Annotated in this window: 18 protein-coding genes; 7 read left to right on the top strand and 11 right to left on the bottom strand. The window is 73.6% G+C overall.

The window, feature by feature from the left end:
* Positions 1-13: 13 nt before the first annotated feature.
* Positions 14-2,893, bottom strand: coding sequence for a LuxR C-terminal-related transcriptional regulator (locus STBA_RS34525; protein WP_366510916.1), 2,880 nt, complete (start codon positions 2,891-2,893; stop codon positions 14-16).
* Between the two features lie 196 nt (positions 2,894-3,089).
* Positions 3,090-4,703 (bottom strand): ABC transporter ATP-binding protein, encoded by a 1,614-nt coding sequence (locus tag STBA_RS34530; RefSeq protein ID WP_077062925.1) that lies wholly within the window; start codon positions 4,701-4,703, stop codon positions 3,090-3,092.
* A gap of 283 nt (positions 4,704-4,986) precedes the next feature.
* Between STBA_RS34530 and STBA_RS34535 the strand changes: the two genes are divergently transcribed.
* Genes STBA_RS34535 through STBA_RS34545 form a run of 3 tightly spaced genes read left to right on the top strand, consistent with a single transcriptional unit; the run spans position 4,987 to position 10,987 of the window.
* Positions 4,987-6,447, top strand: a complete 1,461-nt coding sequence (locus STBA_RS34535) for an NAD(P)/FAD-dependent oxidoreductase (RefSeq protein WP_077062926.1) — start codon at positions 4,987-4,989, stop codon at positions 6,445-6,447.
* A complete protein-coding gene (locus STBA_RS34540) occupies positions 6,444-9,737 on the top strand; it encodes a ferritin-like domain-containing protein (RefSeq protein WP_077062927.1) in 3,294 nt (1,097 codons plus the stop codon). The genes STBA_RS34535 and STBA_RS34540 overlap by 4 nt, the downstream gene beginning before the upstream one ends.
* A 2-nt stretch (positions 9,738-9,739) precedes the next feature.
* The gene (locus STBA_RS34545; protein ID WP_077062928.1) at positions 9,740-10,987 is read left to right on the top strand and encodes a cytochrome P450; all 1,248 of its coding nucleotides are present in this window, start codon (positions 9,740-9,742) and stop codon (positions 10,985-10,987) included.
* Between the two features lie 71 nt (positions 10,988-11,058).
* Here STBA_RS34545 and STBA_RS34550 read toward each other — a convergent pair whose 3' ends face one another.
* The gene (locus STBA_RS34550; protein ID WP_077062929.1) at positions 11,059-11,685 is read right to left on the bottom strand and encodes a flavin reductase family protein; all 627 of its coding nucleotides are present in this window, start codon (positions 11,683-11,685) and stop codon (positions 11,059-11,061) included.
* A 28-nt stretch (positions 11,686-11,713) separates the two neighbouring features.
* On the bottom strand, positions 11,714-13,303 hold the full coding sequence (locus tag STBA_RS34555) for a tryptophan halogenase family protein (RefSeq protein WP_077062930.1): 1,590 nt from the start codon (positions 13,301-13,303) through the stop codon (positions 11,714-11,716).
* A gap of 423 nt (positions 13,304-13,726) precedes the next feature.
* On the opposite strand from STBA_RS34555, the gene STBA_RS34560 reads away from it, so the two are divergent.
* Together STBA_RS34560 and STBA_RS34565 are read left to right on the top strand one after the other, a co-directional pair.
* Complete coding sequence (locus tag STBA_RS34560) at positions 13,727-15,268, top strand: tryptophan halogenase family protein (protein WP_077062931.1); 1,542 nt, start codon at positions 13,727-13,729, stop codon at positions 15,266-15,268.
* Positions 15,269-15,454: 186 nt separating this feature from the next.
* Positions 15,455-16,735 carry an FAD-dependent oxidoreductase gene (locus STBA_RS34565; RefSeq protein ID WP_077062932.1) on the top strand — a complete coding sequence of 427 codons (1,281 nt, stop codon included), beginning with the start codon at positions 15,455-15,457 and terminating at the stop codon, positions 16,733-16,735.
* Between the two features lie 24 nt (positions 16,736-16,759).
* Here STBA_RS34565 and STBA_RS34570 read toward each other — a convergent pair whose 3' ends face one another.
* The 5 genes from STBA_RS34570 to STBA_RS34590 form a co-directional block, all read right to left on the bottom strand.
* Entirely contained in the window at positions 16,760-17,653 is an 894-nt protein-coding gene (locus STBA_RS34570) for a hypothetical protein (protein WP_077062933.1), read from the bottom strand.
* An 83-nt stretch (positions 17,654-17,736) separates the two neighbouring features.
* A complete protein-coding gene (locus tag STBA_RS34575) occupies positions 17,737-18,786 on the bottom strand; it encodes a BadF/BadG/BcrA/BcrD ATPase family protein (RefSeq protein WP_253195192.1) in 1,050 nt (349 codons plus the stop codon).
* Positions 18,783-19,460 carry a uracil-DNA glycosylase gene (locus tag STBA_RS34580; protein WP_077062934.1) on the bottom strand — a complete coding sequence of 226 codons (678 nt, stop codon included), beginning with the start codon at positions 19,458-19,460 and terminating at the stop codon, positions 18,783-18,785. The genes STBA_RS34575 and STBA_RS34580 overlap by 4 nt, the downstream gene beginning before the upstream one ends.
* Before the next feature lie 63 nt (positions 19,461-19,523).
* Positions 19,524-20,606 (bottom strand): NADH:flavin oxidoreductase/NADH oxidase, encoded by a 1,083-nt coding sequence (locus tag STBA_RS34585; RefSeq protein ID WP_077062935.1) that lies wholly within the window; start codon positions 20,604-20,606, stop codon positions 19,524-19,526.
* 121 nt (positions 20,607-20,727) lie between these two features.
* Positions 20,728-22,083 (bottom strand): FAD-dependent oxidoreductase, encoded by a 1,356-nt coding sequence (locus tag STBA_RS34590; protein ID WP_077062936.1) that lies wholly within the window; start codon positions 22,081-22,083, stop codon positions 20,728-20,730.
* A gap of 149 nt (positions 22,084-22,232) precedes the next feature.
* On the opposite strand from STBA_RS34590, the gene STBA_RS34595 reads away from it, so the two are divergent.
* Positions 22,233-22,964, top strand: a complete 732-nt coding sequence (locus STBA_RS34595; RefSeq protein WP_143659610.1) for a DUF6214 family protein — start codon at positions 22,233-22,235, stop codon at positions 22,962-22,964.
* On the opposite strand, the gene STBA_RS34600 is transcribed toward STBA_RS34595, so the two are convergent.
* Positions 22,961-23,614: a DUF305 domain-containing protein gene (locus STBA_RS34600; RefSeq protein ID WP_077062937.1), complete on the bottom strand. Its 654-nt coding sequence runs from the start codon at positions 23,612-23,614 to the stop codon at positions 22,961-22,963. The genes STBA_RS34595 and STBA_RS34600 overlap by 4 nt on opposite strands.
* 135 nt (positions 23,615-23,749) lie before the next feature.
* Between STBA_RS34600 and STBA_RS34605 the strand changes: the two genes are divergently transcribed.
* Positions 23,750-25,231 (top strand): hypothetical protein, encoded by a 1,482-nt coding sequence (locus tag STBA_RS34605; RefSeq protein ID WP_077062938.1) that lies wholly within the window; start codon positions 23,750-23,752, stop codon positions 25,229-25,231.
* Here STBA_RS34605 and STBA_RS34610 read toward each other — a convergent pair.
* Complete coding sequence (locus tag STBA_RS34610; protein ID WP_077062939.1) at positions 25,222-25,872, bottom strand: TetR/AcrR family transcriptional regulator; 651 nt, start codon at positions 25,870-25,872, stop codon at positions 25,222-25,224. The genes STBA_RS34605 and STBA_RS34610 overlap by 10 nt on opposite strands.
* Positions 25,873-26,004: the final 132 nt, after the last annotated feature.

Genomic DNA, 26,004 nt, shown 5'->3' on the forward strand with positions numbered 1-26,004 from the left:
CGCATCCGGCCGCTCACGACCTGAGCCGGATCAGGTCCACCCGCGAACGCAGGCCCAGCTTCCGGTAGACCTGCCGCAGATGGAAGCCGACGGTGTGCGGCGAGACGAACAACTGGCTGGCGACCTGCCGGTTGGTGAGACCGCCGGCCACCAGCTCGGCCACCCGCCGCTCCGCCTTCGTCAGACTGTCCCAGCCGGACATCGGGCGCTTGGCGTGCTTCCAGTGCCGGCGCCGCACGCCGAGGTGGCGCAACTCCCGCCGGACGCGGGCGCCGTCCCGCTCCCCGTCCAGGGCGCCGTAGCCGTTCATCGAGCGCTCCAGCTCGCAGATCGCGGCCTCGCGGTCGCCGTGGGCCAGCAGCAGCCGGGCCCGGTCCTCCGCCGCCGCCGCACGCGCCCACGGGTCCTGGTGCGCCCGGCTGACCTGCGCCAGGGCCTCGACATCGCTTTCGAACAGCGCCCTGGCGTGGACCGCCGCGGTGCCCAGCGCGCGCAACTCCCTGCTGTGCCGCCGCAGTGACTCCACCGTGTCCACGGCCGAGCGGGCCATGTCCTGGCGGCGCGCCTCCAGCGCCCAGCGCACGCAACTCGCCGCGGCCGACAGGTCTTCGAGCAGCAATTCGTGCCGCGCCTCAGGGCTGGCCCACACCCCGGACAGGTGGTCGATCGCCGCCGCGGGGCCGCTCCTGGCCTCGGCGATCTGCGCGCCGAGCAGCTGGCGCATCGCGCGCCACGGCCGGGCCGAGTCCTCCGGGCAGCACTCCTGGAGGGCGCCCAGGTGGGCCTCGGCCTCGCCGAGCAGGCCGCGCCGCAGCGCGACGAGCGCGCGCACCCGCCACGCCTGGGGCGCGAGCATCGGCAGGCAGAGCCCGCCGCCCGCGGCGAGCCCGGCCCGTGCGTCCTCGTCGGCCTCGCCGAGGCGGCCGTACGCGAGGTGAACGGGCGCCCGCAGCAAGGCCGCCACGGCCGGCGCGGTGGCCGCGGGGCCGAGTCGCGCCGCGGTCCTCGCCACGTCCAGCGCCTCCTCGAACTCGCCGGCTCTGGTGAGCATCGGCACCAGCAGCCAGCGCGGATCGAGCAGTCTGATCCCCTGCGGCAGCTGATCCAGCTCGCCGGCCTCCCGCAGCAGCCGGATCGCCTCGCCCGCCTGCCCGTCCCGCCACCGCTTGAGGGCCCGCACGGTCAGCGCGCCCGCCTGCACCGCGCGCGGGTGCCCGGCGCGGCTGCCGAGCAGCCGCTCGGCGTGCTCGGTGGCCGCCGGGCCGTCGGTCAGGCAGTGCGCGGCGAGCCGCGAGACCTCGGCGCGTTCCTGGTGCTCGGACGCCTCGGGCGCCACGGCCAGGGCGTCGCCCGCGGCCCGACCCGCCTCGTGCGCCTTCCCGTTGAGCAGCAGGGCGACCGAGAGCCAGGTGCGGAACGCGGCCACGGAGTCGGCGTGTCCCGCGGCGGCAGGCTCCCCGGCGAACGCCGCCACCTCACCCATGGCACCCTGCGCGAACTCGACGGCCCGGTCGGCCGCCCCCGCCCTGACGAACGCCTCGGTCGCCGTCGCGGCGAGGCCGGTCCACTCCGGCTGCTGGGACGACAGCAGCTTCATGCCCTGCCGCGCCAGGGAGGCCGCGGTCAGGGGCTCGGTGGCGAGCATCCGGCCGACGGCGCGGGCGATGATCAGTACGGCCTCCGTGTCCCCCGGCTGCGCGACGTGCGCGACGTGCAGCGCCGCCGCCTCGACCCCGTCCGGCCGCGACAGCAGCATCGTCGCGGCCTGCCGGTGCAGCAGGGCCCGCATCGGCGGCGGCACCGAGTCGAGGACGACCCGCCACAGCGCGTCGCTGCGGAACGCGAAGTCGGTCACGCGGCAGATCAGCAGCCCGCGGGCGATCGCCTCGTCCAGGGCCGTGAGCAGGTCGGCGGGCGACTCGTCGAGCAGGGCCAGCAGGTCGGTCGGTGTGAAGGGTGAGCCGAGCACGGCCGCCAGCTTCAGGACCTTGGTGGTGAAGGGGGACAGCGAACGCAGGTCCTGCCGGACGATCGCCGCGAAGCTTTCGGGAACCGGGTCGGGAGTGCGCACGCCCTCCGGCTGCCGGGGCGCGGGCACGGGGGCGCCCGTGACGCGGGCGACGCCGTCGGTGATCTGGACGTCCCCCTCGGCCAGGAGCGCGCGGGCCAGCTCGATCACCGCGCGGGGCCGGGCACCGACACTCTCGGCGAGCAGCGTGATCGACGTGTGGGGGGTGGCGCCGAGGTGGTCGGCGACGACGTCGGCCGCGGCCTTTCCGGAGAGCGGCCCCAGCACGGGCACGCGCTCGACGGCCAGTTTGCCCAGGCCGACCTCCGTCAGCCCGCGGTGCGCGCCGGGTCCTTCGGTGCCCGAGGCCAGCAGCCACAGCACGGGGCGCGCGCCGAGCTGGCCGATGAGGTCGCCGAGGCCGACCAGGGCCGACAGGTCGGCCAGATGCAGGTCGTCCAGCACCACGAGCACGTGGCCGTGCTCCAGCGCCTCGCGCAGGCGTGCGCGGATCTCCCTGGCGAACGAGGGGCCGACGGGCGCGGGGGAGCCGCTGTCCGCCGAGCCGAGCCGGTGCACCTGGCCGGTGAGGGAGGCGGGGACGGCGCCGAGGAGGGCGTCGGAGGTCGCGGAGATGCCGCTCACGACGGCGAGGCCGCTGCGCACGGCCATGCCGACCGACTCGATCAGCAGCCGGGTCTTGCCCGTCCCCTGGCCGGATTCGAGCAGCAGCACCCTGCCGTGGCCGGTGCGGCCGACCGCCTGGAAGCCGGCCGCGATGTGTGCCATCTGCTTTTCCCGTCCCCGCAACGGGCGCAATGGCGACCGCCTGTTCGGTCCGCTTACCTTGTGATTGCCTCGATCATATGATTTCGACGTGTTCACCAAGGCCCCTTATGCTCGCCGGGACTTGCGGGTCCGGCGAGCGACAACCCTATCAAATGAAGCGCCGACGAAACAATGAGTTCCCCGGTGGGCAGGGGCGGAAAACCGTATAACGACACTGGTCCGGGGGATGCCCGGCGAGCTGGTGCTGAGGTGCGGTTCCGTGGCCTGTTGTTCTCTTTTCTTTGCGGGCTTTCTATTTCCTGCTGTGGTCGTTCGTTGAGATGTCCCTATCGTATGCAGAATTATTTTCTTCGTCCGTAGTTCCGGGTCCGGCCGCCAGCCCGGGACCGCTCAGAAAACCGAGCAGCCGTTCGGCCGATTCCAGCGGCACCCGCAGTCCGCGGCAGGCCGCAGCCGACCTGGCCACCGGATCGGCGCACCACAGCCCGAACGCCGCCGCCGCGAGCAGTCCGGCCGGATCGCTCGCGTCGGCCAGCACCAGACCCGCCCCGCAGCACAGCACCGCCGTCCCCGCGGCCTGCGCAAGCCCCGGCACCAGCCGGCGGCGGCGCACGGCGCGCGGGTCGGTCCGCAGCGCCCGCAGAGCGGGCCCCGCCGAGGGCGCGAGGCACAGCGCCGCCAGGGCGATCCGCCAGTCGAGGAACAGCAGCGCTCCGATCGCCGCCACCGGCATCAGCACCGCGCCCACCATCGACCGCAGGTGATGGACGAACAGCCCGGACGTCGCCACCACATCCACCGTGCCGACCCGCGACAGCGCCGTGACGCGCTCCCCGTCCGGCCGGATCTCCGGCCCCGCCAGCAACCGGTCGAGGAAGCGGTGGGACAGCAGGCGGGCGATCCCCACCCCCGTCGACTGGTAGATGCCGAGCGTCAGACGCAGCGACACCAGATGGACGACGACCAGGGCGGCCAGCGCCCACAGCCACGGGCGCGCGGCGGCGCCGTCACCGTCGAGCAGCCGGGACAGGCCGGCCGCGGCCGGCACCAGGGCCGCCACCTCGGTGAGCACCGTGACGGCCGCACAGGCGCTCATCCGGCCCAGCGGTCCCGAGGTCAGCGGCCCCGTCACCGCCCGGGCCCGCGGCAGCACCTGGCCGTCGCCCCGCCGCGAGCCGACCGCCCGCTCCTCCCGGTCCGGCGTTCCCGGAGCCCCGCGAGCCGACTCGCTCAGCTTGGCGGCGCAGGCCCCGGCCAGCGGCGCGAACAGCGCGCAGGCGAGCACCTGTTCGCCTGGCGTGTCCAGGGCCGCCCCGGCCACCAGGACCACGGTGATCAGGGTCAGCGGGGAGAACGCCCCCTCGGTGATCCAGGCCCGCGGAACCATGCGCCGGGTCTGGGCGAAGAACACGTCGTGGAAGCGGTCCACCGTCGCAAGCTGCTGGAGCCGCACGATCCCGGTCCTGCCGGAGGAACGGATGACCGGCAGCGAACGGGCCGTGTGCACGATGCCGCGTGTCACGTGGACCATCACCGCGTTCGCCGTGGCCGCGCCCCGCGTGTGCAGCCCTGCCGCATGCCAGGCGGTGACGCCGCCGATCAGCAGCGGAACCGTTGCGCAGGCGGCGAGTGCGGGATCGGCCCACAGCAGACCGGCCACGGCCACGCACCCGGCGGCCGCGGTCTCCGGCGCCTCCGGCCGCCCGACCCGCGGAACGGAGGGCACCAGCAGCCGGCACGCCAGGGCCAGGACGGCGAGTGCCGCGGCCCACCGGACGGCGGACGAGTCGGGCCCGCCGTCCGCGAACACCAGGAACCCGAGGACCGCGAGACCGGTCGGCGGGGCAAGACGGGCGAGAGCGGCGGCCGTTCCGTCGGCCAGCCGGGGCAGGAGTGCGTTGGCCATACCGGTTGATCAACTCCCGTGTGCGGTGGTGGTGGTACGCGGAGGCGGTGACCGCACGACGCCCGGAGCGTAGCGGTGCGGACACGTACGGCACAGGGCGGGCCGGGGCCGCGCGCAGGAACCTGCACGGCCGCGTGGGGTGGAGCTCCGCACCGCGCCCGGCGGGCCCCCGGCGACCTGCGGAAGCCCGCCGTGTGCCGCCCCCGGCGAGGGATGTGGCCGCCGTCCGCGGATCAGCAGAATCGGGATGCGCTGGGCAGGGCAGGGAAGGGGGCGCAACCGCGTGGACAGGTTCGACGTGACGCCGACGGGACGGAACGGCAGGGCGACGGTCGCGGTACTCGGGGCCGGGATCAGCGGCCTCGTGGCCGCCTACGAATTACAGCGGCTCGGCCACGAGGTCGACGTGCTGGAGGCCGACGAGCGGATCGGCGGGCGGGTGTTCACCCACCGGTTCGCCGGACAGGACGGGCCGTTCGCGGAGCTGGGGGCCATGCGCATCCCCGTGGACCACCACCTGACACTGCGCTACGTCGACACCCTGGGGCTGCGCGGCAGGCTGCGGCCGTTCCGCAATGTGCTGAGCGATCCGGACAACCTGCTGCGCGTGGGGGACGAACTGGTCCGGGTGCGGAACGCCGCGAAGCCGCTCATCCGGTACACCGAGGAGCTGGCGGGCGGCCGTTCGCACCGGCCCGAGGCGCTGCTGCTCGTCGGCTGGCTGCACGCGACCGTGCGGGCGCTCGCCCCGCGCGAGCTGCGCGAACTCGTCCGCCGCGACACCGGCAAGCTGCTCGCCGCGGCCGGGCGCCTCGACCTGACGCCCTACCTGAAGGACGACCGGCCCGACCTCGGCGCCGCGCTGCGCCGCCACCCCGAGCTGTGGGGGGCGTGCAGCGGCAGGCTCCAGAGCTTCCTCGACGACCTGATCCGCGAATCGGGCACCGGCATGTGCCACCTGGCGGGCGGCATGGACCAGCTGACCGAGGGCCTGGCCGCGCGGCTGCGCCGGCCGGTGCTCACCGGCCACGCGATCTCCGGTATCGACGTGCGGCGCGACGAGGTGCGCGTGCGGCTCGGCCGGCAAGGCCGCGCCGTCGGCTACCCCGTGGTGCTGTGCACCATTCCCTTCGCCGTGCTGCGCCATCTGCCGCTGACCGGCGTCGAGGCGGACAAGCTCGACGTCATAAGTACCCTCGACTACAGCCCGGCCACCAAGGTGGGGGTGCACTGCCGGCGCGCCTTCTGGGCCGACCAGGGCATCACCGGCGGCGGCTCGGCCCCCGGTGGGCGGGTGCGCCAGACCTACTACGGGACGACGGGCAAGGACCCGTCGCGCGGCGCCGCACTGCTGGGCAGCTACACCATCGCCGAGGACGCCGACCTCCTCGGCCGGCTGTCCGAGCCCGCCCGCCACGCCGCGGTCCTTCAAGAACTGCGCGATCTGCACCCCGAGTTCGGGCGACCAGGGATGGTGCGCGACGTCGTCAGCGTGGCGTGGGGCGAACGCCCCTGGCACCGCGGCTGCGCCGCCCGCCGCTGGGGCATGTCGGCGACGGCCCTCGCCCGCGAGGTGGAGCGGGCCGCACGTCCCCAGGGCCGCCTGTTCTTCGCGGGCGAGCACTGCTCACCGGCACCCGCGTGGCTCAACGCGGGCATCGCATCCACCCTGGAGGCGGTGCCGCGCATCGACGACCTCGCCCGGCGCACCGGTGCCTGGTACGACGCGGGGAGGTCGGCGTGAGCGTTTTCGACCTGCCCAGGGTCCACTTCGCCGGCATCGGCGTCACCCGGCTGCCCACGGGCCCCAGATCGGGTCTCTTCGACCTGGCCGCCAACGCCGCGGTCGCCGACGGTCACCACGTCCCCGCCGACCGGCCGGCCGCCGAGCACCACGCCTACCTCGACCGTCAGGGCTTCCGTTTCGAGCCCGACGGCACCCGCGCCCGCGAGGGCCGGTTCGGCTCGGTCAAGGGCTGGAACTTCGGAGGCAACGGCCACTTCTGGGTCGACGCCTCGGTCACCTCCTGCGAACGCGAACCCGGCCTCGCCGACACCGCCGACCCGCTCGTCGGCAGGCAGCTCGACCTGTGGGGCCACTACAACGAGGCCATCGGCACCACGGCCAACCGCGGCCGGGTCTTCGACGTGGACCCGGCCTCCAGCTGGACCACGGCCGTGCTGGTCGGCCAGTTCGCCCTCGGCAGGCTCGGCCGTTCCCACGACGTCGGCTACCTCGCCATCGGCGACGTCCACGGCATCTCGCCGCCGCGGTGGCACAACGCCCGCCACGTACTGCGCGAGAGCGCCCACCCGCTGGCACGCGCATTCCGCCGGTCGGTGGTCCACCAGTTCGTCGTGCGCGCCTCGGACCGGCTGTTCTGGTCGGCGGACGGCGGCACTTCCCCCGCGCTGTCCGCGCTGCGGGAGGCCGTCGCCGCCGAGGAGTTCGGCGGCCTCGTGGTCCAGCTCGCCCTGTTCAACATGGCCACCCCGGTCGCCAACGACGCCCCCGACCGCTGGCAGCTGCGCGGCACCATCGCACCCTGGCGCCCCGACGAACTGCGCACCTACCCGGCCGGACGGCTGCTGACCGGCAGGCGGCGGCGCCTGGCCGGGCGTTCCGCACCCGTGCACAACCTCACGATCCACATCGCCCCCGACCGAGTGACCGCCAACCTGATCACGGCCCTGCCCGCCGTCAGCCGCGACCCGCGCCCCGGCACCGGCCCCCTGCACCGGCTCGGGCCGCCCCCCGACCTCGGCGACCTCGAACTGCGGACCGCGTCCGGCCGCCTGATCGCCGTGCTCCCGGCCGCCGCCTACCTCGGCGGCGCGCTCGACACGACCGCGGGCGTCCTGACCGTCCCGCGCGCGGACGGACGGCGCGACGACCCGCAGGAGGAGCTGCACCTGCTGGCCGGGGACGGCACGCTCCTGGTCACCGAGGAGGAGGTCAACGTCCAGTCCGACGACGCGAGTCTCTTCGTCGAGTACCCGGACGCCAGGACCGGCCGCGACTTCGCCACGGACGTGACGGTGCGCTCGTTCCTGCGGGGCCGGCCCGCAGCCGTCGAGGGCATCGAGGTGCACCAGTTCTTCAACCCCCGCGCCCTGCCGCTCGATCCGCGGGCCACCGCGCCCACCGCACGGCCGGGCGACATCCGCATCGCCGACCTCGCCCCGGCCGGCACCCCGGCGGACGAGCAGCCCGCGTACGCCGCCCGCTGCACCCTCGCGACCGACGGCGCCGGCCGGGCCGTGCTGCGGATCAGGGGCGCGGCCGCGGGCGCCGCCCAGCTCCTGCTGCTGCCGCCGGGCAGGCCGCTGCCCTGCAACCCGGACGTCCCCGGCTCGGCCGCCGTCGCCTACGACGACGAGGACCGCCTCGGCTACTGGCCCACCGCGGGCACGCTGTCCGTGCGGGTCCTGCCCGACCACTGGCACCTCACCGAACTTGACCCGGACGAGATCACCTTCGACGTGCTCTACCGCGAAGTGCTCGCCCCCTACGAGCTGATGTATTCGTTCATGAAGGACGAGGTATTCAGCTTCGAGGACGCGGCCAAGGTCGTCACCTACGCCAGGCTCATGTGGCTGATGGCCGACCCGCGGCACCGCGACAAGACGTTCTACATGCCCTCGACGCGCGACATGACGGCGCCGCAGACGCAGCTGCTGCTCGCGTTCATGCGGCGCACCGAAGCCGCCAGGCAGCGCCCCCCGGCGCCCCTCGCCGGGGCGCCGCGCATCCCGGCCATCACCACCCGCGAGCAGCTCGCCGAGGCCCTGCGCCAGGCCGCCACCATCGAACTAGCCGTCATGCTCCAGTACCTGTACGCCCTGTGGTCGATCCCCACCTACTCGGCCGGTCTCGCCCACGTCGAACGCGGCACGTGGACGCCCGCGCAGCTGCGTCTGCTGTGCGGCGAAGGCCCCCACTCGACCGCGGGCGGCCTGCGCGAGACGCTGCTACACGTCGCCAGGGAGGAGATGATCCACTTCCTGGTCGTCAACAACATCATCATGGCGACGGGGCAGCCCTTCCACCTGCCGGAGATCGACTTCAGCACGGTCAACCACCACCTGCCGGTGCCCCTCGACCTCAGCCTCGAAGCGTTCGGCCGCGGGAGTCTCCAGCGGTTCATCGCCCTGGAACAGCCGCACGCCCTGGTGCGGGACATCGCCTCGCCCGGCGGGCGCACCGCCTCGCCCCCGCGGGACGGGTCCTACCCGTACGGCTCGCTGAGCGAGCTGTACGCCGCGATCAGGGAAGGGCTGCGGACCATCGACGGCCTCTTCCTCGTCGAGTCGGGCCGCGGGGGAGGGGAGCACCACCTCTTCCTCGGCGAAAGCCTCAACTACACGCATCCCGATTACCAGTTGGAGGTCGACGACGTGCCGAGCGCCCTGTTCGCGATCGACTTCGTCACCGAGCAGGGCGAGGGCGGTGTCCTCGACTCCCCGACCCCATCCGACTCCCACTTCGACGTCTTCCTGCGCATCGAGGCGGCGCTCGCCGGCGAGTACGTCCTGGGTCCCGGCGGCCGCCGTATGCCGTGGGACCCGGCCCACCCCGTGCTGCGCAACCCGACGCTGCGCTCGGGCGACGCCGCGGGCGACCCCGTCACCGACGAGGCGGCGCGGGCCGTGGCCGACCTGTTCAACCGCGCGTACGCGCTGATGGCGCAGCTGATGGCCCAGCACTTCGGCCTCACGCCCGACAAGAGCCTGCGCCGTTCTCGGCTGATGAACACGGCGCTCGACATCATGACCGGCGTGCTGCGGCCGGTGGCCGAACACCTCGTCACGCTGCCCGCCGGGCGGCCGGGCCGCACCGCCGGGCCGACCTTCGAGACGGGCGGCCCACCGCCGGTCGTGCCCCGCGCCGACGTCGCGCTGAGATCGCTCGCCGCCCGCTGCGGCGAACTCGCGGACCTGGCCGCGAAGATCCCGGAGCTCGCCGCGTCCGTGGAGCAGCTTCTGCGGCTCTGCGCCGACCAGTTCAGCACCATGGACCCACGGGAGCTGTGAGCATGTCGAAGCCCGACCCCGAGGAATTCCACCGGCGCGTCCTCGACCGCATCGAGGACCCGTACCCGGTGTACCGCGCGTACCGCGAGGCGGGCACGCTGCACCGGGTGCTGCGGCCGGGGACGGGCCGCGCGCCGGAGTGGCTGGTTCTGGGATACGAGGAGGCGGCGGTGGTGCTGGCCGGGCGCGCGTTCGGCCGCCGCGCCGGGCCCGCCTCCGGCGCGGGGGAACGGGAGCCCGCCGTCGCCCCGCCCGGCTACCCGGAACTGGCGGCGCTCCTCGGGAACTGGCTGGTGTTCATGGACCCGCCGCGGCACACCCGCGTGCGGGCCGTGGTCGCCGAGTGCATCGCGCAGCGGCTGCGCACCGGCGTCCGCGGTCGCCTGAAGGAGAACGTGGGGACCCTGGTGGACCGGCTCGTCAAGGAGCCGGGCTTCGACCTGGTCGACGAGTTCGCCGCGGTGGTGCCGATGCTGACCATGCTCGACCTGCTCGGCCTCCCGCACCAGGACCACGAGTGGCTGCGCGGGCAGATCGGGTGCGTCCAGCAGGCCGGCGCGTACCGTTCCGTGGCCGACGGGCCCCGCCTGGCGGTCGCCGAGCGCGCCGCGGGCGCGCTGACCGAGTACTTCCGCACGGCCCTCGCCCGCCGCCGCCGCGACCCGCGGCGCGACCTGCTGTCCCTGCTGCTCGCCGCGCCCTGGGAAGAGGATCTCGCCGGGGAGGACCTGCTCGTGGCGACCTGCGTGCACCTGCTGGCCGCGGGGCACGAGACGGCGACGGCGGCGCTGTCGAAGTCGGCGCGGCTGCTGCTGCGCGACCGCGCGCTGCTCGCCGGGCTGCGGGCCGCCCGGGACCTGGTCCCGGCGGCGGTCGACGAGTTCCTGCGCCTTGAGCCCCCGACGCAGACCGTCAGCCGGTGGGCCACCCAGGACGAGGAGGTCGCCGGGCACCGCATCGGCCGGGGGGACCTGGTGACCGTGGTGCTGGGCGCGGCCAATCGCGACCCGGCCCAGTTCGAGGAGCCGGATACCGTGCGCTTCGACCGGGACAGCCGCAAGCACTGCGGGTTCGGTATGGGCGGCCACTACTGCCTCGGTTCGGCCCTGGCCCGTACGGAGATGGAAGCGGGGCTGCGCGGCCTGCTCGACCTGCTGCCCGGCCGGCGCCCCGCGGCCGGCGCCGTTCCCTACCGCCGGGGCCTGGCCCTCCACGGACCGCTGCGGCTGCCGGTGGAACGCGCGGAGTGAGCGGGCCGCCGTCCGCCCGGTGGCTCCGGGCGGACGGCGCACCGCGGCGCCCCGCAAGGGAGGGGCCGGCCTCAGTCGCCGTCCGGCACCGCGAGTCCGGCCCGGACGGCGACACCGTCCGCCTGCTGACCCGTGCACGGCAGCCGCTCGTGCCCCAGGGCGTCCGGAGCCGCCCAGGACAGGAAGCGCCGCATGCCGTACATCAGCGGCATGCCGCCGGACATCGTGATGTGCGAGACCGTGCCCACCACGATGACGTGGTCGCCGATGAGCAGTTCCGCGGCGACCCGGCAGTCCGCGCACGCGAAGGCGTCACGGTGCAGGTGGGGAAGCCCGGAGGGGAGCCACGTCTGCCAGGGCACCTCGGCGAACCGGTCGACGAACGGCGCCGCGAAGACCTTCGCGGCCCGCTCGGCGTCCTCGTGCAGGAGGTTGACGGCGAACCGTCCGGTCTCCCTGACGGCCTCCAGCGTGACGCCGCCCGTCCGCAGGCAGACGAGCAGCGTCGGCGGGCTGAGGGTGACGCTGGACAGCGACGAACAGGTCGCGCCCTGGGGCGCCCCCTTCGTGTCGACCGCCGTGACCACCGACACCCCGGTGGGAAACTTGCTCATCAGATCCCGGAACGCGGCCGTGTGCGCCTCCTCGTCCGGCCGGGGCCGGCTCTCGCCGGTCCCGGGGTCCTCCTGCCGCTCCATGTCTCGGTGCTCTCCCTTCGCAGGGCCGCTATTTGGCGTGGATGGCACGCAGATACTCGACCGTCGTCGGCAGCGTCCCGGCCAGCTCCCGCCGCTTGCGTTCGACCGTCGCGAACATCGGCTCGGACGCGGCCACCACGTCGTCCTGATGCGCCAGGGACGGCAGGGGCGCGTCGGGGTACACCCCGGAGCCGGCCAGGATGCAGCAGTAGCTGCTGTTGGGGAAGCACAGCCGGGAATTCACCATGGCGTCGCTGTAGGAGCCGGCCCCCGACTCGATCGGCTGATTGACCGGGAGGCCCGCACGGTACATGGCGATCTTCTGCTCCAGCTGCGGCGAGAGGCGCAGGTTCTTGTTCGCGCGCCAGAACTCGGTGTCGTCGCGCGGGGCCGCCAGGAAGTGCAGCTGGATGAAGTCCCGCGACTCCTCGAACATGAACTCGATCTCGCGGTTGTACTGGCTGATGAGCGTTTCGTTGAACCGCTTGTCCGGGAAGTGCCGCACCAGGTGGTGCAGAGCGGTGGTGATGAAGTAGATCCCGGAGGACTCCAGCGGCTCGAGGAAACAGGACGCGAGGCCGACACCGACCACATTGCGCACCCACGCCCTGCGGTTGCGGCCCACCCGGAAGGTGATCTGGTTCAGCTCCGCCCGGTCCGGGTCCAGGTTCCACATGCGGCACAGGTCACGCGTCGCCCGGTCCCGTTCGACGAACCGGCTGGAGAACACGTACCCCGTGCCGAACCGGCCGAGCATGGGAATCTTCCAGGTCCAGCCGGACTCCATCGCGATGGCCGAGGTGTACGGCTCCACACCGCGGGCGTCGTCGTCGTGCGGCACCGCCGTCGCCACCGCGCTGTCGCACAGCAGGTAGTCGTTCATGTCGATGAACGGCTCCGCCATCGCCTTGTTGATCAGCAGGCCACGGAAGCCCGAGCAGTCGATGAACAGGTCCGCCTCGTAGCGGTTCCCGCTCGCGGTGCGGAGCGCCGTGACGTACCCGCGGCCGTCCTGCTCCGCCCCCGTCATCTCGTCCTCGACGTGACGGACGCCGAATTCCTTCGTCGAGAAGCGGCGCAGGAAGTCGGCGACGAGGTGGGCGTCGAAGTGCCAGGCGTACGCGGTGGACGGCCGGCCGTCCAGCCAGCAGGGGGACTTGCGTGAGTCCAGGAGCGAAGATTCCCAGAAACAGGCGGCGTCGAACGATTTCTCGGTCAGCCCGTGATGGCGCAGATAGTCCCAGTACTGGAACATCGGAACGCCCTGGTGCTCCGGGAGCGGGGCGAAAACGTGGTAGAAGGAGTCACGCCGACCGTCGACCGTTCTGGCCTGTGCCTGCCCCGGGCCGCCCGTCTTCCAGTTGATGAAGTCGATGCCGATTTTGAAGCTCGCATTGCACTGCGGCATCCAGTCCTTCTCCTTCAGCCCGAGGAAGTCGAAGAACAGCGGCTGAAGATTCGGGATCGTGGCCTCGCCGACTCCGATCCGCGGCACGCTCGGGGACTCGATGAGCGTCAGGGAAACCGTATTTCCCAGCCATTTTCCGAGGTAGGAGGCGGTCATCCAACCGGCCGTGCCGCCGCCCAGGACAACGATCTTCCTGATCCTGTGGTCCATCGATTTCCTCACTTCCGTCAGGAGGTGGTGGTACCGCCGTCCCGTGGCGCCGCCGGCTGGGTGCCGAGGAAAGGCCCGGCGCGAAATCCCTGTTGACCAAGGGGAGTCGGCGGGGCGTCCGGTGCCCCGGAACGGCGAGGTACACGGTAGGTCAGGGGGCCGCTCGGCGACAGAAGCCCTCCCGGTGCCGACGGCGAAACCCACGCGCACGCGTAGGCTGCCGGAGCCCGATCGGCGATGCTGGGCACAAAGGACGGGAGAACCTACCCGAACCGTTGCCGCCTCGCGTGATAAAGGACTTCCCGCCGCTCTGGATACTCATGGAGACACGGCTTTTCCGCGGTTCGCGGAAACCGGTCGGCGCGCGGCGCGGAAAATGGCGTCGGCCTCGGAAGAGCCAACCCATCCGACAGGGGGTTTCGAATGATCAGGAAAGTGGCCATCGTGGGTGGCGGCACGGCAGGCTGGATGACGGCGGCCTACCTCAAGGCCGCCTTTGCCGACCGCTTGGACGTCACGCTCGTCGAGTCGGAGTCGGTCGGCCGTATCGGGGTGGGCGAGGCGACGTTCAGCACCGTCCGTCACTTCTTCGACTACCTCGGTCTCGACGAGAGCGAATGGCTGCCGAAGTGCGAAGGCGGCTACAAACTCGCCATCCGCTTCGAGAACTGGGCGAAAAAAGGACACCACTTCTACCACCCGTTCGAACGGCTGCGCAAGGTCGACGGTTTCTCACTCGCCGAATGGTGGCTGAAGCTCGGGGACCATACACAGCCGTTCGACCGCCAGTGCTTCGTCACCTCCGCGCTGTGCGAGGCCAAGCGGTCCCCGCGGATGCTGGACGGCAGCCTCTTCGCCTCGGGACTCGACGGGACCCTGGGCCGCTCCAGCCTGTCCGAGCAGCGCGCCCAGTTCCCTTACGCGTACCACTTCGACGCCGACAAGGTGGCGGCCTTCCTCGCCGCCTACGGCAAGGAACGGGGCGTGCGGCACGTCGTGGACGACGTCGTGCACAGCGCCCTCGACGACCGGGGCTGGATCAGCCACCTGCAGACGCGCGGCGGACTGCGCCTGGACGCCGACCTGTTCGTGGACTGCACCGGCTTCAGGGGCGCGCTGATCAACCAGCTGCTCGGGGAGCCGTTCGAGTCCTTCCAGGACGTGCTGCCCAACAACCGCGCCGTGGCGACCCGGGTGAGCCGCCAGGACATCACGGAGATGAAGCCCTACACCACGGCGACGGCCATGGACGCCGGGTGGATGTGGACCATCCCGCTCTTCCACCGGGACGGCGTCGGCTACGTCTACTCCGACGAGTTCGCCACCCCCGACGAGGCCGAGCGCACCCTGCGCGAGCGGGTCGGCGACGCGAAGGCCGAGCTGGACGTCAATCACATCACCATGCGCGTGGGCCGCTGCCGGGACTCGTGGGTGCGCAACTGCGTCGCCATCGGCCTGTCCAGCGCCTTCGTCGAACCCCTCGAATCGACCGGCATCTTCTTCATCCAGAACGGCATCGAGCAGCTGGTCAAGCACTTCCCCGACGAGCGCTGGGACCCGGAGCTGACGCGCAACTACAACGCCCGGATCGCCCAGGCGGTGGACGGCGTCAAGGAGTTCCTCGTCCTGCACTACCGCGGCGCCGCCCGGAACGACAACGAGTACTGGCGGGCCGCGAAGACCCGCAAGGTGCCGGGCCGCCTGGCCGAGCGCATGGAACAGGCTCTGCCGCACCTCATCGACGAGGAGGCGATCTACCCCTACTACCACGGCTTCGAACCGTACTCCTGGAACACGATGCTCCTCGGCCTCGGCAACCAGCCGGCCCGGGCACGGCCCGCGCTCGACCACATGGACCCGGGGCGCGCCCGCGCGGAGTTCGACCTGCTGCGCGCCGAGGCCAACGCCGTCATCGAGAAGCTGCCCAGCTGCTACGAGTACCTGGAACGCATCCACACCCCGTAACCCGCACCGGACCCCGGCGCCGGTCCCCACGCCCGGCGCCAGGGCGCGCGCCGCGCCCCGCGGGCCGCCCGCGGATCGTCGTGGGTCCCCGTGAACGACGGATCGGAGCGCCCCCGTGTCCACTGCACCGTCCGCCCCCGCCTCCCCCCGGCCGCGCGGCGCCCCCGCCCGCCCCGGGCCGGACACGTGAGCCCGGCCCGGCCGGCGGCCCCCGAACTCGCGGCTACCGTGTGCGTCGTCGGCGCCGGTCCTTCCGGCGCCATGCTGGCCCTCCTCCTGGTCCGCGCGGGCATCGACGTGGTGCTGCTGGAGAAGCGCCCCGACTTCCCCAGGGACTTCCGCGGCGGCACCATGCAGCCGACCACCCTGGACGTTCTGGACCAGCTCGGCATCGCGGAACGCTTCCACACCCTCCCGCACCGCAAACTCGCCGGCATCAGCCTCGTGGGCGACGGCATCGGCGTCGAGGTCGCCGACTTCACCGGTCTCGGCCTGCGCTTTCCCTACCTGGCCGTCGTCCCGCAGTGGGACTTCCTCCACCTCATCACCGCGGAAGCCGCCCGCTACCCCGGCTTCCGGCTGCTCATGGGCACCGAGGCCACCGGCCTGATCCGGCGGAACGGCCGCACCGCGGGCGTGCGCTGCCGCACCGGAAACGGGGCGCTGACGGTGCGGACCACCCTCGTGGTCGCCGCCGACGGCAGGCACTCGGTGCTGCGCCGCGCCGCGGGCCTGCGGCCCCGCAGCCTGGGCACGCCGAAGAACGTCGTGATGTTCCGGGTCTCCCGCCGGGCCACCGACCCGGACGAGGGGCTGACCCTGCGCCCGGGGAACGGGCGCGTCGTCAGCCTCACCAACCGCACCACCTACTGGCAGGTCTCGTACGAGACCGGCCGGGGCGGCCGCAGGTGGCTGCGCCAGGAGAGCGCCGAGCGGGTGCGCAGGGAAGCCGGCGAGCTGGTGCCGTTCCTCAAGGACAGGACCTGCGAGATCAGGGCGGAGCACGTGCGGTTCCTCGAAGTACGCCCCGACCGCCTCCGCCGCTGGTACGGCCCCGGCCTGCTGTTCATCGGGGACGCCGCCCACGCCATGTCCCCGGTCAGCGGCTCCGGCGTCAACCTCGCCGTGCAGGACGCCGTCGCGGCCGCCAACCTGCTCGCGGGGCCCCTGCACGTCTGCCTCCGCACGGGACGGCCGCTCCCGGAACGCGCCCTCGCCGCGGTGCAGCGCAGGCGACGGCTGCCGACGGTGCTCACCCAGGACTTCCACCGCCTGATGCAACGGGTGAGCACCAAGCGGGCGTTGCGCGGGGAGCGGGTCCTGGCCGGCCGGCACGGACGCGCCGTGCGGCGCACACTCCCCGTCCTGCGCCGCTTGATGAGCCGCGTCACCGGAGTCGGCCTCCGCCCCGAGCAGGTCCGCATCCCCCTCACGGCGCGGCCCGCCGACCGGCAGCAGCCCGGCTGACGCGCGGTGCGGCGGGCCCGCGGGTCAGCGGACCTGCGCGCCCTGGGGCGGCTGCTGCGGGGTGATGCCGACCTCCGCCATGTAGGCCGAGAGGACCAGCTTGCCCACCGCCGGGTACGAGCCGAGCGGCTCGGCGGCCGGGCAACCGGCCTCCTCCGCGCCCGCGGCCAGCAGCCCTTCCGGCAGCTCGGGGCCGATCAGGCAGGGCGCGAGGGCCAGCTGCTGGGAACCCGCCTCCGTCAGCCGCGCCGCGATGTCGGCGACCGAGCCCTTCTCGTCGAGCGCGGCGGCGAGCACCGGCACGGCCAGCCGCGCCGACAGCAGCATCCCGGTGATCCCGGCCGCCTGCACGGCTTCCTGGCCGCCCACGGTCCCCAGCACGATGCCGTCCGCCGCGGTGGCCACCGTGAACAGCCGCGCCCGGTCCGCGCGGGCCAGACCGGCCTCGGACAGCCGCACGTGCACCGCCTCGGCCAGCAGCGGGTGCGGACCGAGCACGTCGGTGATCCGCGCCTCGGAGCCGCTGTCGCGCACCGCGGTCCTGACGATGTCCAGGTAGCCGCTGTCCGGGCTGGCCAGCAGGGGCACGACGACTGGCGGCGGTCCCGCGGGCTCCGCCGTCTCCTCGGCCGGGGGCACCGTCCGGGCCAGCACTTCGGTGAGCGAGGGGAATTCCTCCTCCTCGCTCTCCACGAAGCCGATCAGCGCGTCGAGGCCCGGCAGCTCGGAGCGCGCGATGCTCACGACCTCCTCGGCCAGACCACGGCTCGTCGCGGACGGGCTCCCGGGCACGGCAAGCACCAGCGCCGGCGCGCCCTCGGGCGCGGTCACGGGCTCCGGCCTGCGGTGGCGGCCGGGCTGACGGGGGCGCGGCATTCGTACGGGTAGGCCGGATGAGGGCCCAGTGGGGGAGCTCATGTCGCCGCATGTTAATGCCTTGATGTGCTTGGCTGTTCGCCCGGGGGGATACAGCCCACATCTGTCCCGTTTTATCCCGCGCGTCAGTGTGACGCTTCGGTCACTCCAGCGGACGGTACGTCGACGACGTGCAGCAGCGCCCGGTCGCGCGGCAGCCCGGCGAACGCCCCGGTGAGACCGGCCGCGACCAGCAGCGCCCCGTCCAGCGGCCCACCGGCCGCCGGGACCACCGCCGCGTGCGGCAGCCGGCGCGCCAGCTCGGCGAGCAGCGGCGCGCGCAGCGGCTCGCCCATGCCGAACAGCCCGCCCGTGAGCGCCACTTCGCTGCCCGCGGCGGAGGGGCACACGGCCTCGGCCGCGCGCGCGATCTCCTCGGCCGCCCGGCGCAGGATCGCCCCGGCGACCGCGTCGCCCGCGGCGGCGCACCGGCCGACCTCGGGTGCGAACGACGCCAGCACCGCCGGCCGGTCGGTGCGCGGGTAGACCTGCTGCGGCAGCCCCTCCGGAGGCCCGAACGCCGCCTCCGCGCGCGCCAGGAGCCGCGCTGAGCCGCCCTCCCGCCCGTCGTGGGCGCGCAGGGCCGCTTCGAGACCGGCCCGGCCGATCCAGGCACCGCTCCCGCAGTCGCCCAGCAGGTGCCCCCAGCCGTCGGCCCGCCGCCAGCCGCGCAGATCGGTGCCCAGGGCGATCATGCCGGTCCCCGCCGCGACGACCGCACCCGGCCGGACGCCGAGCGCACCGGCGTAGCCGGTCACCGCGTCCGCGGCCAGGGCGACCCGCCGCGCGCCGAGGCGCGCGGCGAACGCGTCCGGCAGCTCGGCGCGCAACTGCCCGCCCAGCGAGGCCATTCCGGCCGCGCCGACGCACACCGCGTCGACCCGGTCCGCCCCCGCCTCGGCCAGCAGCGCCTCGGCGGCGGGGACGACGAGACCGAGCAGGTGCCCGGCGTCGATGCCCGCGGCCCCGGTCCGCACCGGCTCCGCCGTCACCACGCCGCCGTGCCGCCGCGGCACCGGGCCCGTTCCACCACCGCCCCGGTCCGGGTGGGCCGTTGCCAGCGCGACGCGCAGCCCGGAGCCGCCGGAGTCGACGCCGAGCACCAGGACCGCCGCCCCGCCGGGCGCCGGGTTCACGGCAGTTTCCAGTCCACGGCCGCCGCACCCTGCTCCGCCAGCAGCGCATTGGCGCGGCTGAACGGGCGCGAGCCGAAGAAGCCGCGGTCGGCGGACATGGGGGAGGGATGCGCGGACTCCACCGTCGGCACCGGCCCCAGCAGCGGCCGGAGATTGCGTGCGTCACGCCCCCACAGGATGGCCACCAGCGGTCTGCCACGCGCCGCCAGCGCCCGGATCGCCTGCTCGGTGACCTCCTCCCAGCCCTTGCCGCGGTGTGCGCCCGGCCGCCGCGGCGCCGTCGTCAGCGCGCGGTTGAGCAGCAGAACCCCCTGCTCGGTCCACGGCGTGAGGTCCCCGCCGGCCGGCCGGGGCAGCCCCAGGTCGGTGTGCAGCTCGCGGAAGATGTTCTCCAGACTGCCCGGCAGCGGGTGCACCTCGGGGGCCACGGAGAAGCTCAGCCCGACGGCATGACCCGGCGTGGGATACGGGTCCTGACCGACGATCAGGACCCGCACCTCGTCGAAGGGCTGCTGGAAGGCCCGCAGAACGTGGGCCCCCGCCGGGAGATAGGTGCGGCCCGCCGCGATCTCGGACCTCAGGAACTCGCCCATGGCCGCGATCCGGTCGGCCACCGGGGCCAGCGCGGTCGCCCAGCCGGGCTCGACGATTTCGTTCAACGGTCGTGCTGCCACGGTCCGTCACCCTACTGGCCGCCGGGGGCCGCGGTCGCCCCGGTCCGGCGAATCACCCCGCGCTCAGTGGGCCCTGCGGTACTGGTCGGGCACGCCGGTGAGCGGGAGGCCGAGCTCCCGCGCCGCGCGCTGCGGCCAGTACGGCTCGCGCAGCAGCTGACGGCCGAGGAAGACGGCGTCCGCCTCGCCGTCCGCCACGGTCTTCTCGGCCTGCTGCGGCTCCGTGATGAGGCCCACCGCGCCGACCGGCAGCCCGGTCTCGGCCCGCACCCGCGCCGCGAACGGCACCTGGTAGCCGGGACCGAGCGGAATGCGCGCCTCCGGCACGTTGCCGCCGGAGGAGACGTCGAGCAGGTCGACGCCGCGCGCACGCAGCTCCGCCGCCAGCCGGACGGTGTCGTCCGGGGTCCAGCCGCCCTCGGTGAGCCAGTCCGTTGCGGAGACGCGGAAGAACAGCGGCAGGTCCGCGGGCCAGACCGCCCGCACCGCATCCACCACTTCCAGCGGGAACCGCACCCGCCCGGCGAAGTCGCCGCCGTAGGCGTCCGTCCGCCGGTTGCTGACCGGGGAGAGGAACTGGTGCAGGAGGTACCCGTGCGCCCCGTGGACCTCGGCCACCTGGCAGCCCGCGGCCAGCGCCCGCTCGGCCGCCCGGGCGAAGTCCTCGGTCACGGCCGCGATCTGCGCGGTGCTCAGCTGGGCGGGCACCGCGTGACCGGGACTGAACGCGAGCCCGCTCGGCGCCACCGGCCGCCAGCCGAGGGCCTCCTCGCCCAGCGGCGAGCCGCCCCGCCAGGGCGCGTCGACCGACGCCTTGCGCCCGGCGTGCGCCAGCTGGACCCCGATCACCGCGCCCAGCTCGCGCACCGCCGTGGCGATCCGGCGCAGCGCCGCCTCCTGCCGGTCGTTCCACAGGCCGAGGTCCGCCGGACTGATCCTGCCCTCGGGGCTGACGGCCGTGGCCTCGGTGAGGATCAACCCGGCGCCGCCCACCGCCCGCGCCGCGTAGTGCGCGAAGTGCCAGTCGTTCGCCACGCCCGTCTCCGGCCCCGAGGTCCGTGCCGAGTACTGACACATGGGGGACATCCACACCCGGTTCGGGATGGTCAGCGACCTCAGGGTGCAGGGATCGAACAGCGAGCTCACGCGGACTCCTCCTGGTGCTCGGCCGCGAAGGCCATCGGTACGGGCCACCGTGGGTCACCGTACAAGGCGGCGGCCGGCCGCCGGCCGGGACGCGTACCGCCGCGGGAGGCGCCGCCCGCGGTCAGCCGCCGCGGGCGGCGGTCAGCAGTCCCGCCCAGTCGGCGATCTTCACCGGGCCACGGGACAGCGTCCGCCCCAGGGCCGCCTCCGCGGCCTCGATGCCCAGCCACCCCGGCCACTCCACCGGCGCGAGCCCGGCCGCCCGCAGGGCGTCCAGCGGATCGGTGTCCGTCACCTGCCGCAGGGCCAGGGACGGCGCGTCGGCCAGCACCGAACCGGCGGTCTCCTTGGCACACGGCCGGTTCGTCCCGATCACGCCCGTCGGCCCCCGCTTGATCCAGCCCGCCACGTACTCGCCGGGTGAGGGCACGCCCTCCCGCAGCACGCGCCCCTGCGCGTGCGGCACCGTTCCGCCGCGGGGGTCGAAGGGCAGGCCTGGCAACGGAACGCCGCGGTAGCCGACGGAACGCAGCACCAGCTGCGCGTCGACGTCCACGAACCGGCCGGTGCCCACGACGCCGCCGGTGCCGTCCGCGGCGGTCCTCTCGAACCGCACGCCCCGCACCGCACCCCGCCCGTCGTCCAGGATCTCCGCCGGACGCAGGAAGAACCGCAGGTGGATCCGGCGCTCCCGCCCGTGCTCGGCGGCGCCCGCCCAGCCGCGCAGCGCCGCGACGTTCCGCTTCGCCGGACCGGAAAGACCCGCAGGATCTGCGTACCCGGGGTCGGCGGCCAGCTCCTCGCCGTCCACGACCACGTCCGCGCCCGGCAGCGTCCCCAGCTCCCGCAGCTCCTTCGTGGTGAACTTGGCCTGCGACGGCCCGCGCCGGCCGACCATGTACACGTCCCGCACCGCGCCGGCCGCCAGCTCGTCCAGCGGCCCCTGCGGCATGTCGGTCAGCCGCAGCTCGTCCGCGCCACGCGCCAGGATGCGGGCCACGTCCACCGCCACATTGCCGACCCCGATCACCACGGCGGCGCGCGCGGACAGCGGGAAGCCCGCGTCCAGGGCGTCCGGGTGCGCGCTGTACCAGGACACGAAGTCCGTGGCCGAGCAGCTGCCGGCCAGATCCTCGCCCGGAATGCCGAGCCGCCGGTCGCGGGCCGCGCCGACGCAGTAGACGACGGCGTGGTACAGCTCGCTCAGCCGCCGCGTCGGCACGCCGCCCTCACCCACCGGAACGTTCCCGAGGAAGCGGACCCCGGGCCGTTCGAGCACCTGGCGCAGGGTGCCCTGGAGCGACTTGATCTTCTCGTGGTCCGGGGCCACGCCGTAGCGCACCAGACCGAATGGACAGGGCAGCCGGTCCAGCACGTCCACGGCCACCGGGACCTGTTGCGCCGCCAGCTGATCGAGCAGGGACTGAACGGTGTACACCCCGCTCGGCCCCGATCCCACCACCGCAATCCGCAGCATGTGACAGCTCCTTGCACCGCCGAGTAAGGACGGAGTCTCCAGCATCCCACTCAAGGCGCGCTTGTGGGAGTGAGCTGTCGGGGTGCTGTGCGCGCGGGCGGGTGCGCGCCGCCCGGCGCGGGGCGCGGGCTTCGGTCTAGGTTGCCTCCGTGGTGAAGAGTAGCTTTTCCGGCTTTCCGGGCGGTCATCAGCCGGACGGCCCAACGCCGGACCGGCCGGTGTGGGAGCTGCGCGGGCACGGCTCCGCCGCCCCGGCGGCGGGCGGGGCGCCGGGCCTGCCACCGTGGTTCAGCGTCGGGCTCGTCCTTGCCGACGGGGCCCGTATCGACGTTCTCGCGCAGGTCAGCGGGGACCGGGTGCTCATCGAGGACATGCGGGCCGATCCGCCGCTGCCGGTGGACGGCTTCGGCACCCTGACCGAGCGCATCGGCGAGCCGCTCCGGGACGTGTGCCGGGCCCTGACCGGCCGCACCCTGGCGGACCCGGAGCCCCGGGCCCCCGGCCAGGACGCGGTACCCGCGCCGGGCCCCGAGGAGCCGCCGCGGGAACCGGAGCAGCGTACTCGGCGGGAGGAACGGGAGGAACGGGAGGAACGCGAGGAACAGGAGCAAGCCGAGCCGGGCGCGCGGAAGTCGGCGGCGAAGCCGGAACGGCCCCCGCCGCCCGCGGCCGGGGGCGGCCACCGTGCCGCGCGCCGCAGGACCGGCGGCCGGCCGGGCCGCCGCATCGCCGCCGAGGCATACCTCGCGGCCCAGGAGGCGGGCACCGACCCGGTGCTCGCCGTCATGAGCGCCACCGGCCGCAGCCGCCGCAGATCGCTGCGGCTGATCGCCGCGGCCCGCGGCAAGGGCTACCTGAGCCCCGGGCACGCGCGCCGTTAGCGCAGCTCCTCAAGCCGTTCGATCTCCACGGTCTGCGTCGCGACGATGTCGTTGGCCAGCTGCTCCACCGTGACGTCACCGGCCCCGGCGAGCGCGTCCGCGGCCATGCTCACGCCGCCCTCGTGGTGGCGCACCATCAGGTCGAGGAAGAGCGCGTCGAATGCCTCGCCCCGCGCGGCCGTCAGCTCGGCCAGCTCCTCCGCCGAGGCCATGCCGGGCATCGCGGCCGGGTCGTGCCCGCCGTGGCCGGCGTCCGCCTCGTGGCCCGCGTTGCGCGTGAGCCAGGCGTTCATGGCCTCGATCTCCGGTCCCTGGGCGGCCGCGATACGCTCGGACAGCCGCCGCACCCGGCCGTCCTCGGCGTGCTGCTCCGCGAGGCCCGTCATCTCCACGGCCTGCTCGTGGTGTTCGACCATCATCCGCATGAACGCGAAGTCCGACGCGGTCGGCTCGGTCCCTTCGCCGCCGGCCTCCCTCGCCTCCTCGGGCGAGAGGGTCCCGGCCTCCTCGCCCGGCCTGCCGGGCGCGATGACCTGCGGGGCGTCACCGGCCTCGTCCGCGGGCGCCGGATCGTCGGTGCAGCCCGCGGCCACGGCGAGCGCCAGTGCGGCGGCCACGGCCGTGTGCCGGAAGCGGCGGCGGTCCGTCAACGGAATCCTCCTCGCGGGAGCCTGCGGCGACGCCGCCCACATTACCTACTTTGATATGGACATGCCTGGGCGGATACTGATGGGGCCCATGTACCGGTCAACTCCGCGGGGGATACGCGGATTCGAGGGAGGACGATGGTGACATCGTTGCACAGACACCCCGTTCGGCGCGGACGGCTCGGCGCGGTCGCGGCCGTGGCCGGACTGCTCGCCACCATCTGTATGACCGCCCCGGCAGCCGCCACCCCCGACCCCGGCGACGCCCCCGCGAGCCCGCAGGAGCTGTCCCCGCAGGAGCAGGGGGCGGCCGAAGCCGCCATCCGCGGCGGCGACATACCCGGTGTCGATGAGATCGTGCACAGTGACAACATCACGCACGTGGCCAACGTGCCCAGCACGGAGGGCCTGGCCGGCACCAACTCCGACATCGCGTTCCAGGGCAGGTACGCGTTCGCCGGGAACTACGACGGCTTCGTCGTCTACGACATCGCCAGGCCCGCCTCCCCCCGGATCGTCAGCCAGGTGCTGTGCCCGGGGAGCCAGAACGACATCTCCGTCGACGGCGACCTGCTGTTCCTGTCCGTCGACTCCTCGCGCAACGACGACTCCTGTGCGAGCACGTCGCAGCCGCCCACGGAGGAGTCGTCCTGGGAGGGCATCCGGGTCTTCGACATCAGCGACGTGCGGAACCCCGAGTACGTCGCCGCCGTCGAGACCGCCTGCGGCTCGCACACGCACACCCTCGTCCCCGACCGCCGCAGCGTCTACGTGTACGTCTCCTCCTACGCGCCGAGCGAGATGTTCCCCGACTGCCAACCGCCGCACGACGGTATCTCGATCGTCGAGGTGCCGCGCCGGGCGCCGGAGCGGGCCGAACTCTCCAGCTTCGACCTTCTGTTCCCCGACGGTGGCTTCCCCGGTGACGACAACAGCTCCGCCACCAGCGGCTGCCACGACATCACCGCCTACCCCCGGCTCCGCCTCGCCGCGGGCGCCTGCATGGGCGACGGCGTCCTGATGGACATCTCGCGCCCCGACCGGCCGCGCATCATCGACCGGGTGCGGGACGAGGAGCACTTCGCCTTCTGGCACTCCGCCACCTTCAGCCAGGACGGCAGCAAGGTCGTCTTCACCGACGAGTTGGGCGGCGGCGGGGGCGCGACCTGCAACGCCGAAACCGGTGACGAGTTCGGCGCCAACGGCATCTACCACATCACCGGGCGCGGGGACGGGCGCGAGCTGGCGTTCCAGAGCTACTTCAAGATCCCGCGCCACCAGGCCGACACCGAGAACTGCGTCGCGCACAACGGTTCGCTGATCCCCGCCAGGGGCCGCGACATCATGGTGCAGGCGTGGTACCAGGGCGGCGTCTCCGTCTGGGAGTTCACCGACTCGGAAAACCCGCGTGAGATCGGCTACTTCGAACGGGGACCGCTCACCTCCGACGTCCTCGCCTTCGGCGGCGCCTGGTCCTCCTACTACTACAACGGCTACATCTACTCCAACGACCAGAAGGGCCTGGACGTGCTGCGGATCGACGACCGCCGCACCGACAGCGCCCGCCGGGTGCACCTGGACGAGCTGAACGCCCAGACTCAGCCGAGCTATTACCGCTGAGGCAGAACGAACTGCGGTGGTGTCCCGCCGGACGGCTCCTCGCCCGGCGGGACACCGAGGTTCCACGGCAGCCCGTACCGTGAGAACAACTCGGCCCGCAGCCGGGCCAGCGGCATCGGCGCGCCCGGCAGCAGCTGGGCGACGACCGCGCCCATCAGCAGCGCCCGCAGCAGCGGGTAGTCCATGTCCGGGTCGGACGACCCGTACTTGGCGACGGCCTCGCGCAGCAGCACGGCGAGCCGCTGCTGTTCGGCACACTGGATGAAGCCTTCCTGCTGGAGCAGGCCCGCCATGTGCGCCCGCATCAGCACCGGCCGGTCCTGCGCGAGTGCCAGGATCGCGTCGATGGCCCGCGCCAGCCACTCCTGGCCCGCGCGGGGCCCGGACGGGGCCGGTGCCCGCTCCAGCGCTTCCTGAAGTGTGAGATGCATCATGCGGTGCACCGCCGACTGGAGAAGCTGCCGCTTCCCGGGGAAGTAGTAAGAGATCAAACCGCGCGCGGACCCCGCCCGGTCTGCGATGTCGCCCAGCGTCGTCGCCTCGAAGCCCCGCTCGGAAACCAGCTCGACGGTCGCGTCGAGCAGCCGCCGGCGCGAGCGTCGGCGCATTTCTTCATTGACCGAAGCGCTGCGAGGGGACATGCTGGACTCCCGTTGACTGGCTCACAGTCAATATACTCAGCACAGCCCCGGACAGCCGCCCCGGTAGGTGTGGAGTCCTGTCCGGTGCCCACGGCGGTATCGGGCGGCGCGGGGGACCGCCCGATACCGCCG

It is taken from the genome of Streptomyces sp. MP131-18 (assembly GCF_001984575.1).
GTDB classification, from domain to species: domain Bacteria; phylum Actinomycetota; class Actinomycetes; order Streptomycetales; family Streptomycetaceae; genus Streptomyces; species Streptomyces johnsoniae.